The 16,921-nt window shown below is 71.1% G+C and carries 14 protein-coding genes and 1 pseudogene; 6 read left to right on the top strand and 9 right to left on the bottom strand.

The features are described 5' to 3' along the window. Positions 1 to 18: 18 nt before the first annotated feature. Together NZH93_RS10140 and NZH93_RS10135 are read right to left on the bottom strand one after the other, a co-directional pair. Entirely contained in the window at positions 19 to 726 is a 708-nt protein-coding gene (locus NZH93_RS10140; protein ID WP_259623135.1) for an AfsR/SARP family transcriptional regulator, read from the bottom strand. Positions 727 to 1,159: 433 nt separating this feature from the next. Then, on the bottom strand, positions 1,160 to 1,543 hold the full coding sequence (locus NZH93_RS10135; protein ID WP_259622726.1) for a histone-like nucleoid-structuring protein Lsr2: 384 nt from the start codon (positions 1,541 to 1,543) through the stop codon (positions 1,160 to 1,162). Positions 1,544 to 2,282: 739 nt separating this feature from the next. On the opposite strand from NZH93_RS10135, the gene NZH93_RS10130 reads away from it, so the two are divergent. The 3 genes from NZH93_RS10130 to NZH93_RS10120 all read left to right on the top strand — a co-directional run bounded on the left by NZH93_RS10130 (position 2,283) and on the right by NZH93_RS10120 (position 5,316). Beyond that, the gene (locus tag NZH93_RS10130) at positions 2,283 to 2,645 is read left to right on the top strand and encodes a DUF2203 domain-containing protein (protein ID WP_259622725.1); all 363 of its coding nucleotides are present in this window, start codon (positions 2,283 to 2,285) and stop codon (positions 2,643 to 2,645) included. A 66-nt stretch (positions 2,646 to 2,711) separates the two neighbouring features. Continuing rightward, positions 2,712 to 4,424 (top strand): DEAD/DEAH box helicase, encoded by a 1,713-nt coding sequence (locus tag NZH93_RS10125; protein WP_259622724.1) that lies wholly within the window; start codon positions 2,712 to 2,714, stop codon positions 4,422 to 4,424. Positions 4,425 to 4,545: 121 nt separating this feature from the next. Beyond that, entirely contained in the window at positions 4,546 to 5,316 is a 771-nt protein-coding gene (locus NZH93_RS10120; protein ID WP_259622723.1) for a DUF1684 domain-containing protein, read from the top strand. Between the two features lie 17 nt (positions 5,317 to 5,333). Here NZH93_RS10120 and NZH93_RS10115 read toward each other — a convergent pair whose 3' ends face one another. From NZH93_RS10115 to NZH93_RS10100, 4 genes and pseudogenes are all read right to left on the bottom strand, one after another. After that, the gene (locus tag NZH93_RS10115) at positions 5,334 to 5,633 is read right to left on the bottom strand and encodes an LLM class oxidoreductase (protein ID WP_259622722.1); all 300 of its coding nucleotides are present in this window, start codon (positions 5,631 to 5,633) and stop codon (positions 5,334 to 5,336) included. 121 nt (positions 5,634 to 5,754) lie between these two features. Continuing rightward, a pseudogene (locus tag NZH93_RS10110) lies at positions 5,755 to 6,375 on the bottom strand (LLM class flavin-dependent oxidoreductase); the annotation flags it as partial. A gap of 82 nt (positions 6,376 to 6,457) precedes the next feature. After that, entirely contained in the window at positions 6,458 to 7,660 is a 1,203-nt protein-coding gene (locus NZH93_RS10105; RefSeq protein WP_259622721.1) for an MFS transporter, read from the bottom strand. Positions 7,661 to 7,808: 148 nt separating this feature from the next. Next, positions 7,809 to 10,037 carry a pectate lyase-like domain-containing protein gene (locus NZH93_RS10100; RefSeq protein ID WP_443742643.1) on the bottom strand — a complete coding sequence of 743 codons (2,229 nt, stop codon included), beginning with the start codon at positions 10,035 to 10,037 and terminating at the stop codon, positions 7,809 to 7,811. 408 nt (positions 10,038 to 10,445) lie between these two features. On the opposite strand from NZH93_RS10100, the gene NZH93_RS10095 reads away from it, so the two are divergent. Continuing rightward, a complete protein-coding gene (locus tag NZH93_RS10095) occupies positions 10,446 to 11,129 on the top strand; it encodes an 8-oxoguanine DNA glycosylase OGG fold protein (RefSeq protein WP_259622720.1) in 684 nt (227 codons plus the stop codon). A gap of 234 nt (positions 11,130 to 11,363) precedes the next feature. Here NZH93_RS10095 and NZH93_RS10090 read toward each other — a convergent pair whose 3' ends face one another. Next, a complete protein-coding gene (locus NZH93_RS10090) occupies positions 11,364 to 12,398 on the bottom strand; it encodes an LLM class flavin-dependent oxidoreductase (protein WP_259622719.1) in 1,035 nt (344 codons plus the stop codon). A gap of 89 nt (positions 12,399 to 12,487) precedes the next feature. After that, positions 12,488 to 14,869, bottom strand: a complete 2,382-nt coding sequence (locus tag NZH93_RS10085) for a glycoside hydrolase family 95 protein (protein ID WP_259622718.1) — start codon at positions 14,867 to 14,869, stop codon at positions 12,488 to 12,490. 107 nt (positions 14,870 to 14,976) lie between these two features. Here NZH93_RS10085 and NZH93_RS10080 point away from each other — a divergent pair, with 107 nt between their 5' ends. Together NZH93_RS10080 and NZH93_RS10075 are read left to right on the top strand one after the other, a co-directional pair. Next, positions 14,977 to 15,975, top strand: a complete 999-nt coding sequence (locus tag NZH93_RS10080; RefSeq protein ID WP_259622717.1) for a P1 family peptidase — start codon at positions 14,977 to 14,979, stop codon at positions 15,973 to 15,975. A 28-nt stretch (positions 15,976 to 16,003) separates the two neighbouring features. Then, entirely contained in the window at positions 16,004 to 16,210 is a 207-nt protein-coding gene (locus tag NZH93_RS10075; RefSeq protein WP_259622716.1) for a DUF4287 domain-containing protein, read from the top strand. Here NZH93_RS10075 and NZH93_RS10070 read toward each other — a convergent pair whose 3' ends face one another. Next, on the bottom strand, positions 16,211 to 16,873 hold the full coding sequence (locus NZH93_RS10070; protein ID WP_259622715.1) for a response regulator: 663 nt from the start codon (positions 16,871 to 16,873) through the stop codon (positions 16,211 to 16,213). Positions 16,874 to 16,921: the final 48 nt, after the last annotated feature.

Genomic DNA, 16,921 nt, shown 5'->3' with positions numbered 1-16,921 from the left:
GCGAAAGAACGTCCGCGGTCACAGCAGGACCTGGTCGTGGACGAGGATCGCCTGGTAGAGCTCACGCAGCGCGTGGCCGGGTTCGAGGCCGAGTTCGGCCGCGAGCCGCTTGCGGGTGTCGTGGAACACGTCGAGCGCCTCGGTCTGCCGACCGTTGCGGTAGAGGGCGACCATGAGCTGCTCGCTGAAGCGCTCACGCTCGGGGTACTCGGCAGCGAGCTGCTTGAGCTCGGAGACGACGCCGCGGTCCTCGCCGTTGGCGAGCTTGGCCGCGATCAGGTCCTCGCGGGCGCTGAGCCTGCGCTCGTCGAGCCGCGCGGCCTCGATGCGGAAGCGCAGCCCGTCGCCGACGTCGAAGAGGGCAGGCCCACGCCACAGCCGCAGCGCCCGCTCCAGCAGGTCGATGGCCTCGGCGGGCCTGCGGGTCACGCAGCTCGACCCGAGGTCGGCGAGGTCGCGGAAGCGGTAGGCGTCGATGGAATCGGCGTCGACGTCGAGGACATATCCACTGCCCAGGGTACGAACCAGTTCATCGCCCGGCCGGTCGGCCAGGCCTTCCAACAATTTTCGCAGTCTCACGACATTTGCTTGCAGTGCGTTCCGGGCATTGCCCATCACCTTTCCCGCCCACAACTCCTCCACCAGCCGGTCGAACGGCACGGGCGTTCCGGGTGATAGGGCTAGCAAGGCGAGAAGAGTACGTACCTGCCGGGCAGCGACTCCGATGCGTCGATCTCCGTGTGCTAGCGCGACGGCACCCAGAATCTGAATCTGCATGGCCAGGACCCCCAAGTCCCTCGGCGGCGCGAAGGTGTACTTCGCCGTTCAACAAGTCTTTACCTCCGACAGACCTTTCGCGGCCGCACGGAGGGTGCTAGGGCACGGGAATCCGGGCCGTCATCCCGCGAAACAGCGGACGGGACGCAGCCCGGAATGGCCCCTGCTAAAGCGATCACATGTTGCCTAGATGGACACGATGGGGGGAAATATCATTTGGCTCGCACCTCGGTCGCGCGGGCGGTATGCGGCCGAACGGCGCAGCTCACTACTCCTGGCGCGAGAGGCAACGTACTGCAACAGCAGTCGGGCAGTCCTTCACCACATGTCCCGTACCAGCGACAACAGCCAATTGAGACATATCGAGGAATTATGTTACTGGTCAGTTCCATATTTTGGGGATGGTCGGACGGGCCCCCCTGCGCGCGCTCGGATGCGCCTCTTCATAGGCGCTGAGCACTGCCTCCGGCAGCCGTCCACGATCCGAGACGCTGTACCCCTGCCCGCGTGCCCACGACCGCACGGCCCGGAGTTCCTCCACGTCAAGGCTGCGCACCGGGCTCGGCTGGACACCGCGAGCCACGGGTTCGGCTTCCCGCAGGACCGAGCGGGCACGCACCGCATACCTCCCGAGGAATTCCCGGAGCCGCGCGGCCTCCGCGGGCTCCAGGTCGATCTCGAACTCGACCCCGTCCAGGCCGAACCTGACGGTCGTGAACCCATCGCCCCTGCTGTCGCCGGGTTCCCCCACGACCTTCCGAACCACGATCCGCCTCGATCCCCACTACCGCCGACACCCGCCGGACGGCACCAGGACGCGGGGGCGGTCGCGGACCCTGGTGCCGGAAACGGGGGTCGGGAAGATGTTCGGAACGCACGGTAGCGGCAGATCGATCAATGGAGAACAGTTCTCCCGACGGGAATCGGAAGTATAGAAGCGCTATAGCGGTGATCCGGAACATTTCCCCCGTGATACCGCTCCACCAAGGGGGAAGCGACGCCCCCGCGACAACGGAGCGGAACCGGACGAGCGGCGCTCGCAATACCGTTCGGGAATCCGGATCGACATGAAATCGGACAGAACGATAGAGGGGTATTGGCAAAGCGAATGCCCGAGGGCGAAACAAGGTTGACAACACCCCCTTCCTCTGTTCTCGCCGAGTGCCCGGAACCGGCTCACGCCGTCGCCCGCGAAGGCGTCGACATCCGTCGCGCAGGCAGCGTCAACAGTCAATTAGTCGCGACACCGAACAACTGTTAACCCCCGATTGGCCGTATCGCCCCCGCGAAGTCGCACAACGGGTAGCACGCCCCGAAAAAACCGAAAACCTTTCACGAGGCCGGATGACCCGGCACTCGGCCACCAGAGCGATGGCGCGGACCGGTGCCCGCCGCCCGTGACACCCCCAGGGCGCGCGGCAGGTCACCAGGTCCGCGCCGTCCTCGCCCCTCCGGGCCCGCCGTCGGGCGGCACCCGGCCCGGCCGGTGGTGCCAGACTCCCCGCATGAGCCTGTTCACCGTGTCCGAGGCGCGGGCGGTCCTGCGCGACCTCCTGCCCGTCCTCGACCGCGTCGTCGCCCTCCGCGCGGACGCCGCGGAGCTGGCCGCGGCCGTCTCACCAGGCGGTGAACCGTCCGGTCTCGGAGGCCTCCCGGAGTGGAAGGCCGCACAGGCTGAGCTGGACGATCTGCTCACCTCGGTGCAGCAGACAGGGGCCGAACTGAAGGGGTTCGCACCTCTCCTCGTAGACTTCCCCTCGGACCTTGACGGCGCGCCGGTGCTGCTGTGCTGGTTGGAAGGCGACACCGAGCTGGGCTGGTACCACCGTCTCGACCTCGGTTTCGCAGGTAGGCGCCGGTTGGCCTGAACTCTCGCCGAGCAGAACTCGGCCGGTCCGCCACAGTTGATCGGACCTGGAACGAGGAGCTTGCGCATGACCCCCGAAGTGACCGACGTGGCCGACGACGCGACCGAGGACAGGACGACGTTCGCCGACCTGGCGCTGCGTCCGGAGCTCCTCAAGGCGTTGACGACCCTCGGCTACGAAGAGCCGACCCCGATCCAGCGCGAGGCGATCCCGCCGCTGCTCGAAGGCAAGGACCTGCTGGGCCAGGCCGCGACGGGCACGGGCAAGACCGCCGCGTTCGCGCTGCCGGTGCTCCAGAAGCTGGCCGAGGCGGAGCGCCGGACGACGGCTCCGCTGGCACTGGTGCTCGTGCCCACCCGTGAACTCGCGGTGCAGGTGTGCGAGGCCGTGCACAAGTACGGCCGCGACCTGGGCGCGCGGGTGCTGCCGATCTACGGCGGCCAGCCCATCGGCCGCCAGCTCCAGGCGCTGGAACGGGGTGTCGACGTCGTCGTCGCCACGCCGGGCCGCGCCATCGACCACATCGGTCGCGGCACGCTGAAGCTGGACGGCCTCCAGATCGTCGTCCTCGACGAGGCCGACGAGATGCTCGACATGGGCTTCGCCGAGGACATCGAGTCGATCCTCCAGGAGACCCCGTCCGAGCGGCAGACGGTGCTGTTCTCCGCGACGATGCCCCCGCGCATCGACAAGCTGGCCCGCCAGCACCTGAAGGACCCGGTGCGGATCACGATCGGCCGCGAGCAGACCGCGCCCGGCGAGGCCCCCCGCGTCCGGCAGAGCGCCTACATCGTGCCGCGCGCCCACAAGCCCGCCGCGCTCGGCCGCGTGCTGGACGTCGAGGCCCCCACGGCCGCGATCGTGTTCTGCCGCACCCGCGACGAGGTCGACCAGCTCACCGAGACCCTGAACGGCCGCGGCTACCGGGCGGAGTCGCTGCACGGCGGCATCAGCCAGGAGCAGCGCGACCGGGTCATGGGCAGGCTGCGCAACGGCACCGCCGACCTGCTCGTCGCCACGGACGTGGCCGCGCGCGGGCTGGACATCGAGCAGCTCACGCACGTCGTGAACTACAACGTGCCGTCCGCGCCCGAGTCCTACGTGCACCGCATCGGCCGCGTCGGCCGCGCGGGCCGCGAGGGCGTCGCGATCACGCTGGTCGAGCCGCGCGAGCACGGCATGCTGAAGACCATCGAGCGGGTCACCAAGCAGCGGATCCCGGTCGAGAAGGTCCCGACGGTCGCCGACCTGCGGGCCCGCAGGCTGGAGCTGACCCGCGCCGCGCTGCACGAGTCGCTGCTGGAGGACGACCTCGAGGGCTTCCGCGTGGTCGTGGAGACCCTGACGGACGACTTCGACCTGATGGAGATCGCGCTCGCCGCGGTGAAGCTGGCCCACGAGGCTTCCGGGGCGGCGGCGACCGAGGAGGAGGAGATCCCGGACGTGTCGGCGCGGATCGACCGCGACCGGCCGGGTCGCGGGTCGGCCGAGCCCGGCAACCGGCGCGAGCGCAGGCCGCGCACGCCCACGGCGGGGATGACCAGGCTGTTCTTCGGCGCGGGCCGCAGCGCGGGCATCCGGCCGCAGGACCTCGTCGGCGCCATCGCGGGTGAGGCGAAGCTGAAGGGCCGCGACATCGGGGCGATCGAGATCGCCGACCGGTTCTCGCTGGTGGAGGTGCCGGAGTCGTCCGCGCAGTCGGTGATCGTGGCTCTGCGCGGGGCGACGGTCAAGGGCCGCAAGGTGTCCGTGCGCCTGGAGCGCGACCAGCAGGGCTGATCCTGTTCGACGGCTGGGGGGACGCGGACGCCGCGTCCCCCCAGCCGTTCGTCCGGGGTGGGATTTCTCTCAGTCTTCGCGGTCGTGGAATCCCCGCCGCGCTCCCGGTCGTTCACCGGCCATGAGCGCGGACCTCCAGGCCGACTGGACCGAGTGGCACGACCGTCGTGAAGCTGTGCTCCGGCAACCCCACGGGTGGCTGAGCCTGACCGGCCTGCTGTGGCTGGACTCGACCCCGCGCCGGTTCCCCGGCGTGCCCGGCGAGTGGGTCGTCGCAGGTGCCGCCGCGCGGGTGACCGCTTCCGCCGCGGACGGCCTGGTGGTCGACGGCGCCGTGCTCGACGGGACGGCGTCGGTCGAGGTGGCCGAGCAGGGATCGACCCTCTTCGCGGCCTACGGCGACGTGCTCGTGGAAGTCGCCCGGCGATCCGGCCGGTACGTGCTCCGTCCGCGCGACCCGAACTCCCCCACGCGCACGGCGTTCACCGGGGTGCCCGCGTTCGCCGTGCGACCCGAGTTCGTCGTGGACGCCGAGTTCCGGCCGTACGACGCGCCGCGGACCGTGGTCGTCGGGTCGGCGCAGGAGGGCCTGGAGCAGGAGACCACTGTGGACGGTGAGCTGGTGTTCACCCTCGGCGGGGTCAAGCAGACCGTGGCCGCGTCCGTGGACGGCGACAGCGTCGGCTTCCGGTTCAGCGACGCCACCAGCGGCACGTCGACGGCGGCCTGGCGGTCGCTGTCCGGGCCGCTGGCCGACGGGCGCGCGGTGCTGGACTTCAACCGCGCCACCAACATGCCGTTCACCTTCTCCCCGTACGGCACGTGCCCGCGACCGCCGGAGGGCAACGTCCTGCCGGTGGCCGTCGAGGCCGGTGAGCTGAAGCCGGTCTAGGCCCGGCCCCGCGGCGCTCACCAGAGGTCGCGGCTGGGCAGGGTCCGCCGGAGCACCGGGGCGATGTCGGTCTGGAACAGCTCCAGGGTCTCGCGGTGCTCGCGGTCGGTCAGGCCGTCGCGGTCGGCGGAGACGTGCAGCACCTCGTGACCGAACTGCTCGTGGTAGCGGGAGACCTTGTCGATGATCTGCTCCGGGCTGCCGATCAGCGCCGAGCTGCGGTCGACCAGGTCCTCGACGGTGGTGAACACCGGTTGGAGCCCCAGCTTGGTCTGCGTGGCCAGTCGCGAGGCGAAGATCGGCCGGTACTTGTCCACGGCCTCCTGCGAGGTCTTCGCCGCGTAGTAGCCCGCGCTGCCCGCGCCGACGACCGCGTCGGCCGGGTGCGTGGCCGTGGAACGCCCACCGCTCGCGGTAGTACGCGATCAGCTCGGCGTACGGCTCGATCGGGTTCGTCACGTTCGCCGAGAACAGCGGGTCGCCCCACTTCGCCGCCAGCTCGACGGAGTCCTTGCTCGTCGCGCTGCCGTGCCACGTCCGGATCGGCTGCTGCAACGGGCGCGGCCACGTCTCCGCGTCGCGCAGCGAAGGCCGGAACCTGCCCTCCCACGTCACCTTGTCCTCGCGCCACAGGCGGCGGAACAGCTCGTAGCCCTCGCGGTTGCGCTCCCACTGGTCCTCGGTCGTGACGTGGAACAGCTCGGCCTGCGCGGCCCCGTTGCCCTTGCCGATCATCAGCTCCAGCCTGCCGCCGGACAGGTGGTCGAGCGTCGAGTAGTCCTCGAACGCCCGCACCGGGTCGAGCAGGCTGAGCGTCGTGACGGCGGTGAACAGCCGGATGGTCGACGTGTGGGCGGCGATGTGGCTGAGCATCACCGGGGGCGAGGAGGAGATGAAGGGCCGCTCGTGCCGCTCCCCCACCCCGTACCCGTCGAACCCCAGCTCCTCGACCAGGACGGCGTTGTCCACCACCTCCCGCAACCGGTCCGTGGTGGGCTTGAGCACCCCGGTCACGGGGTCGGGCGTGTGCGTGATGAGGGTGATGACGAGGAACTTCATGTGCCTCCCTAGGTCACCACGTCGAACGACCGGCCTTCCGGGGCGATTCCGGCGTCCACGGGCTGGGACGGCTCACTTCGGTCTACACTGAAGTCACTGAGCGAACTCGTACGGCGAAGCCCACCGCCGCCAGCGTCAGACCGGCCAGGACCACCGCCGTACCCGGATGGCCTGCCACCCCGAGGCCGATCCCGCCGAGCGCCGAGCCGACGAACACGCCGAGGCTCATGCCCGCCGCGTTGACGCCCAGCGCCGAGCCGCGCCGCGGACCGCACCGCCGCACCAGCAGGGTCGTCACGCACGCCGCGACGGTGGCGTGGCTCGCTCCGAGCAGCACCGTCAGGCCGAGTGCCACCGGCAGGGTCGGGGCGGCGTAGAAGCCGACGACGGCGCCGAGCGCGATCACCAGGCCCACCACCATCACCCGCTCCGGCCGCCACCGCTCCGACCCGGCGTTGGCGAACCGGCCCGCGAGCAGGTTGCCGAGGAAGTACGAGCCGCCGCTGAGCGTCCACACCAGCGCGAAAACGCCGGGGGACAACGAGAAGCGCTCGTCGTAGTACGCGGCCAGGTAGGACAGGTACCCCATGAACGCGGCGGTGCGCAGCAGCGCGACGGCCAGCAGCGGCCCGGCGCCGGGCACGGAACCCAAGGCGCGCAACGCCTCCAGGTAGCCGATCCGCGGGCGAGGCGCGAGGACCGGGCCGCGGCGGGTGAGGAACACCGCCGCGAGCGCGAACGCGATCACCGCGACCGCCACCAGGTTCCCCCGCCAGCCCCACAGCAGGGCGGGCGCGGCGACCAGCGGGGCGGCGAGCATCGCGGTCAGCGACTGGGTCGCGGTGACGAGGGTCGCGGCGCGACCGGCCGCGGGGCCGTCGCCGAACCGGTCGGCCGCCATCGCCGCCATGGCTGGGAACAGCACGGACGTGCCCGCGCCGATGAGCACGGCGAACACGACCATGGCCGCGAAGTGGCCGGTCGCGCCGAGCGCGGAGGACAGGCCGAGCAGCGCCAGGGCCACCGCCGCGACGTGCTGCTTGGGCAGGCGGTCGAGCAGCGGCGCCACGGCGGCGCCCACGGCCAGCGCCGCCAGCCCGCCCAGCCCCCGCAGGCTGCCCATCGCGGCCACCCCGCCGCCCGCCTCCTCCGCGATCGGCACCAGGAACGTGCTGAACACGGTGAACGGCAGCAGGCCGACGGCCGAGGCGAGCAGGACCGGCCCGAGCGCGCGGGCCATGCGCAGGTCGCCCGGCACGGGTGCGACCGTTGGTGGGGCAGTCATGTCGGCCTCGTCCGGTAGGGGAATCCGAACGTACCGCCGGGGTACGGCGGTTCCGGGCCGACCGCTGTTGCCCAGGGTTTCCAATCTCGGGGAAACCGAGGAGCGCCGTCCGGGAATCCCGAACGGCGCTCCTCGGACAGGGGACGTGCTACGGGAAGCTGACCAGGTTCCCCGGCTGGGTGTTGTTGGGACCGACGGTCGGGCCGGTGCTGTTGACGACGTTGCGGATCGTGCCCTGGCCACCGCCGAGCGAGAAGGTGACCATGTTGTGGAAGCGGACGTTCGGGTGGACGGGCGTCTCGATCGCGTGGGCGTTCACGACGCTGGGGTTGACGTTGAAGAAGACGTAGCTGCCGAATCCCCAGACCTCGTGGCTGGTGACCGAGTTCGCCACCTTGTACGCCGCCCAGCCCTGCGTCGAGCCGTTCATGTACGCCGCCTGGTTCGGCGGGTCGTACGGCATCTCGTTCTGGTAGAAGTACGTCCGGCCGCCCTGACCGTTCCAAATGGTCTGGTACTTCTGGTAGTGCTCGACGAAGAGGCCGTACATCGTCACGTTGTCGCCGTTGACGATCAGGCCGGTGTCGGAGGTGTTGACGTTCCAGCCGACGCCGTTGCCGGTCTCGTCGCCGTGGTCACCGCGCCAGATCCACAGGTGGTCGCCGATGACGTTGTCGCTGTTGATGACGAGGTTCGTCGTGGCCCGGCCGACGACCGCGCCGCCGACGCGGAAGAACACGTCGTTGAGCGAGGTCGGGTTGGCCGAGTGGTCGGCGCTGGATCCCGTCGGGCCGACCTCCATCAGCAGGGTCGAGTTCGTCGGGCCCGCGTCGATCAGGATGCCCGCGATCTTCACGCCGTCGACGTCCGCGACGGTCATCGCGGTGACCCCGTTGTCCGGGATCAGCGTCGCCAGGCCGAGGCCGAGCACGACGGTGTTCGGGCGGGTGACGCGGATGGTCTCGTTCAGGTGGTAGACGCCAGGTCCGAAGATCAGGTCCTTGCCCGAGGCGAGCGCGGCGTTGATGGCACTCGCCGAGGTGCCCGGCTTGGCGATGAAGAACTGGCTGAGCGGCAGGTTCTGCCCGGCAGGCGTGCCGTTCGTCCAGCTCGCGCCTGCCGAGTTGGTGCGCACCGCGGGGACGAAGACGTTGTAGTCGCCCGCCGCGTTGACGTTCAGGAAGGGCTTCTCGCGGACCAGCGGGGTCTGGGCGACCTTGGTGTACGGCGGGTTCGGGAACGTCCCCGCGGGCGCGTTGGTCGCGCCGACGAACACCATGTTCCAGTTCGACCCGGTCCAGCTACCCATGTCGGTGTTGCGGGTCAGCCACTGCTGCTGCGAGCCGGAGCGGACCTGGCCGTCGACCTTGCTGTCGGCCAGCAGACCGCCGCTGGACCAGCCGCCGTCGTCGAGCTGGAGGTTGCCGCGCAGGTGCATCCGCCGGTACGGCGCGGCCTGCGACACGGCCCAGCGGTCGGTGCCGCCGGTCGGCGTGACCGACAGGTTCTCCGCGGAGCGCCAGAAGTTCTGCGTCGCGTTGCCGCCGAACCAGTCGGCCTCGACGTGCACGGAGCCGTTGATGTTCACGTCGTCCGGTGACAGGCCGAGGCCGAGCACCTGGGTGTAGAAGCCGACGTTGACGTTCGCGTTGTACGTGCCCGGCTTGAAGATCAGGGCGTAGCGCTGGAGGCCGAACTGGCTCCGCTCCTGCTGCGCGAACACCTGGTTGACCCTGTTCTGGATCGACGCCGCCGACATCGACGGGTCGAAGAAGAGGGCGTTCGGGCCGAAGTCAGGCGTGCCGGGCACGGGGGTGGTACCTCCTGCGGGAACGAGGTTGAACGACTGAGCGCTCGACCCGTTGCAGGTGTACTGCTGGAGCTGCACGCTCTCCGCCGTGGACGCGCCGGGCACGTCGAGGCACTTGCCGCTCAGCCTGCTGACGAAGCGGTACGAGCCGCCTGCTTGCTCGACCGCCTGCCACTGCTGGTTGTTGCCACCACCATAGGTCCACAGATGGATCAGTCCACCGTCGGCGGTCGACACGTTCGCGACGTCGAGCACCTGCGCGGAGTTGTCGCGGGCGTTGATCCGGCTGAACCCGCCGCTGGTGGGCTGGAACTGCCACTGCTGCGCGGTGCTGTCGTTGCAGGTGTACTGCTGGACGACCGTGCCGTTGGCGGTCGCGGCGGCGCGGGCGTCGACGCACTTGCCGCTGGCCTGGCTCTGGACGGTGTACCAGACAGCGGGGTCGACGGCCGCGCTCGCGGCCGGTGCGGCGGCCAGGGCAGTGATCGTGCCCGCGACGATCGCCAGAACGGCGGCCAGGGCCGTTCGGCGACCGCTGGGCACGCGGATCTTGGGGCGTGGAAGCACTGGGGCAATCCTCCTCGGCCGCGCTGCGCGGCGTCGTCACCCAGCGCACGCGGCAGCGATCGGACCGCTTCGCGCAGAGGACGCGGGGGCCGAGGGCAGGGGTGTGCGCGCCGGGGTTCCGTCGAACGATCTCAGGCAGGGTGGAACATCGGGCGAATTGTTTCGCTCGGGGCGTTGTTCGCGCGGCCCGAGGAAGCGGAACTAGTGAATCGCTCCGGCCACGGGTTTCCGCCGGTGTCGATGTCGTGCATCGACGTCAGGTTCGCTCACCGGGGCTCCCTTCCGCGTGGTCCAGGACGTTATGGGTGTTACCTCCAGGTGTCAATACATTGCTTAAACTAAGTCTTGAATGATGGGTCTGTAGACGACCGGACGGCGGCGCGAAAGGCCGGTCCATAGGATGCGCCGGTGGCCACCCTCGCGTTCGAGACCGTCTTCCGCGGCACCCCTCCCGACCGCGACAGCGCCTACCTGCTGGACCAGTCGGTGGGGTTCGTGAAGGGCCACTGGCTCGGCCACCTGCCCGACCGGGCGTACTGGCCCGCCGAACTGGACGACCGGTCCACGGTCGACCGGCGCGTCCTGTTCGCCATCGGGGCCCGCGCGGACGACGAACTGGGGGCGGTCCACACCCTGGTCGCCACGCAGGTCTGGGCGGTCGGCACGAAGTGGCGCAACGCCTCCAAGCTGGGCTCGGTCTTCGAGGCGAACCCCGGAACCGTCGGCGCGAACCTCTCGCACGCGGTGCGCACGGCCCGTGCCGACGGCGCCGTCGCCGGGTACGCGACCCTCGCCCGGCGCGGGAGCCACGCGCTCGCCCGGCTCGGGGCGGCCGACGGCGGCCGGGTGCTGCACTTCGGCGCGTACGACCCGGCGACGGGCGGCCCGCTGATCCTGGACCAGCACGTCACGGTGGGCGTGAACGCGCTGCGCGGCTCGACCTGGAGCCCCGACGGGCCCTGGTCCCCCGAGCAGTACGGCGACTACCTCGGGTACGCCGCGGAATGGGCGGAGCGCTGGGCTCCCGGCACGGCGACCGATCTCGTCGAACGGACTCTCGCCGCCGCGGGACAGGCACTCGGCCGCGCCTGAACCGAATTGGGTCGGACAATTGTCGGGCGGCTTCGCGGAATGGCGTTCGCCGCACTCAGTGCCTTTTCACGAAATCGACTCCACGCGGCCGGGGAATCATGCTTCCCCTTTCACCCGGCGTGGGACCAGGCCTGATCACCCGACCGGCGCGGCTCGACGGGTCCGGCCCGCGATTCCGACGGCCCGCACCACGGGGCAACCGCTTTCCAACGGGCTGGGCCCAGCCGAATTGGACTAGACCTGCGCCCAGGCCTTGGCCAGCAATTCGTACGAGCGCACGCGGGCGGCGTGGTCGTGGACGATCGTCGTCACCAGGACCTCATCCGCCCCGGTCGTGGTCTTCAACTCGTGCAGCCGTTCCGCCACGTCGGCGGGCGCCCCGACGAACTGGGTCGCGGTCCGGTCCGCCACCTTCGCGTGCGCCTCGTCGGTCCACTCGAACGCCGCCGCCTCCTCGGGCGAGGGGAACGGGATGGCGCCGTCACCCGTGCGGATGCTCAGCACCCACTGGCCGTACGGCGCGGCCAGGTCGACGGCCACCGCCTCGTCCTCGGCGACCACGACGTCCGCCGAGATGACCACGTACGGCTCGGCCAGCCTCTCCGACGGCACGAACGCCTCGCGGTAGGCGTCGACCGCGGCCTGCGCCGTGCGCGGCGACACGTGGTACGCGGCGGCGAACGGCAGCCCCAGTGCACCCGCGGTCACGGCGCTCTCCCCCGCGCTCGACCCCAGCACCCACACCGCGAAGTCCGCGCCCTCCACGACGTTCGCGTGGTGGTCGCCCCCGACGAACCCGAGCACCTGCCCGACCTGCTCGGCGTACGGCGGCTCCTCCGCTCCGGGGCGCACCCCCAGCAGCCCCTGCTGGAGCCGGTAGCGGGCGATGAACTCCGGCGCGGAGAACACCGGGTGCTTGGCCAGGTCGCTCTCGCGCACCGCGCCGGACCGGCCGAGCCCGAGGTCGATCCGGCCGGGGTGCAGGTTCGCCAGCAGCCCGAACTGCTCCGCCACGACCAGCGGCGCGTAGTAGCCGAGCAGCACCGCGCCCGAGCCGACCCTGATCTCCTCGGTGGCGGCGGCGACCGCCGCGATGAGCACCGCGGGCGACGTCGAGGCGACACCGGGCGTCAGGTGGTGCTCGGCCAGCCAGTACCGGCGGTAGCCCAGCCGTTCGGCGTGCCGCGCGAGGTCGAGCGTGTTGCGCAGCGCGTCGGCGGCCCGTTGTCCCGACACGACGGGCGAGAGGTCCAGAACTGACAGCGTCATCGGCGGTGTGCCCCCACTTCCCCGGCTCTCCGATCAGCCTAGGGACCACCGCGCACCCCGTCCGGGATGTGGGACGGGGTGCGCGCTGATCAGGGCGTGAAGGTGGTCGACCGGCCGCGCTGGAGGGTGACGGTCCGGCTCCACGAGCCCGATTTCACGACGGTGGACGTGCCGCCGACGCTCCGCACGGTCACCGACGTGACCTTCCCCGCCCGCCAGGAGAAGTCCACCTCGAACCCGCCGCGCGCGCCGACGCCGGTGATCCTCCCGGACTCCGCCCACGCCGCCGGGAGCGCGGGCAGCAGCTCGACGGTTCCCGGCCGCGAGTAGAGCAGCATCTCGACGACCGCGGACGGCGTGCCGAAGTTCGCGTCGATCTGGAAGATCGTCCGGTCGCCGAAGCTGTACATGTCGAACAGGTTGGGCGCGCTGCCGTTGCCGAAGTCGACCGACGGCCGGAGGACGGTGAGGAACAGCCGGTAGGCGTTCTCGCCGTCCTTGAGCCGCGCCCAGCACAGCGCGCGCCACGCGCACGCCCAGCCGAAGCTGTCGAAACCCCTGGCCACCAACAGGTTCCGCACGCCCGTCAGCAGTTCCGGCGTCACGGTGTCCGCGCGCACCCGGTCGCCGGGGAACAGGCCGATCAGCGGTGACAGGTGCCGGTGCGTGGTCTCGCCGAGGTTGTCCGGCGTCATCCACTCCTGCAACCAGCCCGTCTTCGGGCTGACCTTCGGCAGGTACAGCCTCACCTGGAGGTCGCCGACGGTCTTCCAGTACCCGCGGTCGACGTCGAGCAGGAGGCACGCCTGCCGGTAGTGCTCGAACAGGTCCCACACCAGTTCCTGCGCGTACGTCACGCCCAGCGCGTCGGTCGGACCGTGCTCGGGTGACCAGTCGTGGTCGTCGATCAGCACCCGCCTGGTCGCGCCCGTGGCCGGGTCGGTGACGGTGGTGGTCACCAAGCGAGCCTCCCAGAACTCGCACGCGCCCTTGAGCAGCGGGTAGATCCTGCGCAGGTACTCGACGTCCTTGGTGTACTCGTAGTGCTCCCACAGCGAGTTGCACAGCCACGCGTTGCTCGCCGGGTGCCACCACCAGCCGCTGCCGCCGTAGATGTTGGTGGAGTACGCGGTGGTCCAGCCCGCGACCCGGCCCGAGCGGTTGCGGAACCCGTTGCGCTCGTCGTTGAACAGCCGCCGGGTCTGCGTGGTCCACGACGAGAGCTGCGAGAGGCAGTAGTCGGCGAAGGAGTCGAAGCACGACGGCAGGCCCGCGCGGTCAGCGAGCCAGTAGTTCATCTGGACGTTGATGTCGGTGTGGTAGTCGCTGTACCAGTCCGGGGTGTTGTTGCTCAGCCACAGGCCCTGGAGGTTCAGCGGGGCGCTGTCGCGGGAGCCGCTGATCATCAGGTAGCGGCCGTACTGGACGTAGGCGGCTTCCAGTTCCGGGTCCGGCGCGGCGCCCTCCGCCGCGCGGGCCCCGAGCCGCGTCCAGGTGTCCATGGCCTTCTGCGCGGGGGTCGAGGTGCCCAGGCTGAGCGTCATCCGGTCGTAGAGCTTCCGGTAGTCCGCGACGTGCGTGGCGAGCAGGGCGTCGCCGGACTCGCGGGACGCGGCGCGCGCCTTGCCCTTCGCGATGGCCAGCGGATCGGCCTCGGGGTTCTTGAACTCCGTCGCCGCGTCGGGCGTGTAGTTCGTGCCGCCCGCCACGACGATGACGACCTCGGCGCAGCCGGTGAAGACGACCTCGTCCCCGGTGACCGCGACCTTGCCGGTGCGGCCGGCCGCCGTCACGGTCGCCGCGTACTTCAGCCCGTTGCCGAAGGCCGCGGCGAACGACGCCGCCCTGGTGGTCTCGCCGTGCGTGCCCGCGAGCGACACCGTGCCGGTGTGGGTGCCCGTGCCGCGCCTGCTCAGCCGGATGACGACGACGTCGTCGGGGTGGCTGGCGTAGACCTCGCGGCGGTAGGTCGTGCCCCGGTGGTCGTAGGTGGTGGTGACGACGCCGTTGCTCAGGTCGAGTTCACGGCGGTAGCCGGTCACACCGGTGTGCGCGGGCTGGCTGACGAACACCTTGGCCAGCAACGAGAACGTGCCGAAGCGGGCCTCGTCGTACGGGAACTGCCCGTCGTCCTGGAGCGCCGCGTTGAGCCCGCCGGTCCACAGCGTGGCGTCGGTCAGGTAGAGGAAGTCCCGCGCCGGGTCGCCGCCGACGAGGCCGCCGAAGCGGCCGTTGCCGATGGGCAGGCCCTCCTCGATGATCTTCGACTCGGTCGCGGGGGCCGGGTAGGTGAGCCTGGTCGCCGCGTCGGCGGGCACGAGCACCGGCGTCGACGGCCTGCCGACGGCCGCGTGCGCGGTGAAGACGGGCAGCCCGCCGAGCGCGGCCGCCGCGCCGAACGCCCCGCCGAGTCTCAGCAGGTCGCGGCGGGTCGGTCCGGTGCTGCGTCCAGGAGCGTCGTCTCGCGACATCGTCAGGGTCCCCTTCGACCGGTAGCGAACGAGTGACAGCCAGTAGCGTAAATCAGATATAAGATATGATTCACGGTTCGCCGATGTCAACGAAGTACGATCCCGCGATGGTCACCGCTGGCGAGCACAACGCGATCACCGACGTGCCGGGGATCCGGGTCGGCAACGCCACCAGGACCAGCGGCGGGGCGCTGACCGGGACCACCGTCGTCCTGCTGCCGCCCGGATCACGCGCGACGGTGGACGTTCGCGGCGGCGCGCCCGCCACCCGTGAGACGGCCGCGCTGGACGCCCGGTACGGCGGGCGCGAGGTCCCGGCGATCGTGCTGACCGGCGGCAGTTCCTACGGCCTGGCCGCGGCCGACGGCGTGCAGACCTGGCTGGGCACGGACGACCCGCTCGTCCCGGCCGCCGCGCTCTTCGACCTGGGCCGCGGCGGCGACTTCGACGCCCGGCCCACAGCCGCGTTCGGGGTGGAGGCCGCCGAGGCGGCGGGGATCGAGTTCGCCTGCGGCAACGCGGGAGCGGGCACCGGGGCGATGAACGCCGACCTCAAGGGCGGGCTCGGCACCGCGAGCGCGGTGCTGCCGGACGGCACGGTCGTCGCCGCGCTGGCCGCGCTGAACGCCGTCGGGCCGTCCGCCGACCACACCACCGGACTGCCCCGCGGCCTGTCCCTCGGCGCCACGGACCGGCTGCGGAACGGTGAACCCGTTGCCTGGCAGGAGTTCCCCGCCGCCGGGGGTGACGCGCCGTCCGGCCCGCCCCCGCTCGGCGGGAACCCGCTCAACACGGTCATCGGCGTCATCGCGACCACCGCCCGCCTGTCCCCCGCCGACCTGTACCGCCTCGCGAACACCGGGCAGGACGGCCTGGCACTGGCCGTCCGCCCCGCGCACGGGCTGTTCGACGGCGACACGGTCTTCTCGGTCGCCACGGGAGTCGCGGACGCCGACCCCGAGGCCGTCATCGCCGCGGCGGCCGAGGTGTTCGCACGGGCCCTGGTGCACGGACTGCTGGCCGCGGAGTCCGTCACGACGGCCTCGGGACACCTGGTCGCCTACCGGGAGCGCTACCCGAGGACGGCGGCCGGGTACCGGCGTTGATTCCACCTGGGATGGCAGACTTCGGGGCATGAGCGAACCGGTCAAGGGCCCCGCGAGCTACTTCCCCTCCATCGAGGCCAAGTACGGCCGTCCGATCGCCGAGTGGAAGGAGCTGATCCGGGCCTCCCCGCTGACCAAGCACAGGGAGTTGGTGTCCTGGCTCAAGTCCGAGCACGGGCTCGGCCACGGGCACGCCAACGCGCTGGTCGCGCACACCCTCGCCGAGGGCAGCTAGTCAGAGGTGGCCCGCTCCGGGGACGAGGCCCGCGCGGTGGGCGAAGACGACGGCGTGGACGCGGTCGCGGAGGCCCAGTTTCGCCAGCAGGCGTGACACGTAGGTCTTCACGGTCTCGTGGCTGATCACCAGCGTCCCGGCGATCTCCGCGTTCGACAGGCCCTCCGCGATCAGCTTCAGCACCTCCAGCTCGCGGGGCGTCAGCGGGTGTTCGGGATCGGGCGCGGTCGGCTGGACGCGGGACGCGAAGCGGCCGATGAGCGTGCGGGTGACGGCGGGCGCCAGCAGGGAGTCGCCCACGGCGACGGTGCGGATGCCCGCGATCAGCTCCGCGGGTGTCGAGTCCTTGAGCAGGAACCCGCTCGCCCCCGCCCGCAGCGCCTCGTACACGTACTCGTCGAGGTTGAAGGTGGTCACCACCAACACCTTCACCGGATCGGCCACGCCGTGGCCCGCGAGCTGCCGGGTCGCCTCGATGCCGTTCAGCACCGGCATCCGGATGTCCATCACCACCACGTCGGGCCGCACCTCGCGGACGAGGTCGACCGCGGTGCGGCCGTCCGCCGCCTCGCCGACCACCTCGATGTCGGGCTGGGCACCGAAGATCGTCACGTAACCGGTGCGCACCAGTTCCTGGTCGTCGCACACCACCACCCGGATCACGCGCAGACCCTAGCGCCACCCCGGCGCGGGGGGGGGGGGGGGGGGGGG

This window comes from Umezawaea endophytica (assembly GCF_025061645.1).
GTDB classification, from domain to species: Bacteria; Actinomycetota; Actinomycetes; order Mycobacteriales; family Pseudonocardiaceae; genus Umezawaea; species Umezawaea endophytica.
This window is presented reverse-complemented; position numbering and strand designations above follow the sequence as displayed.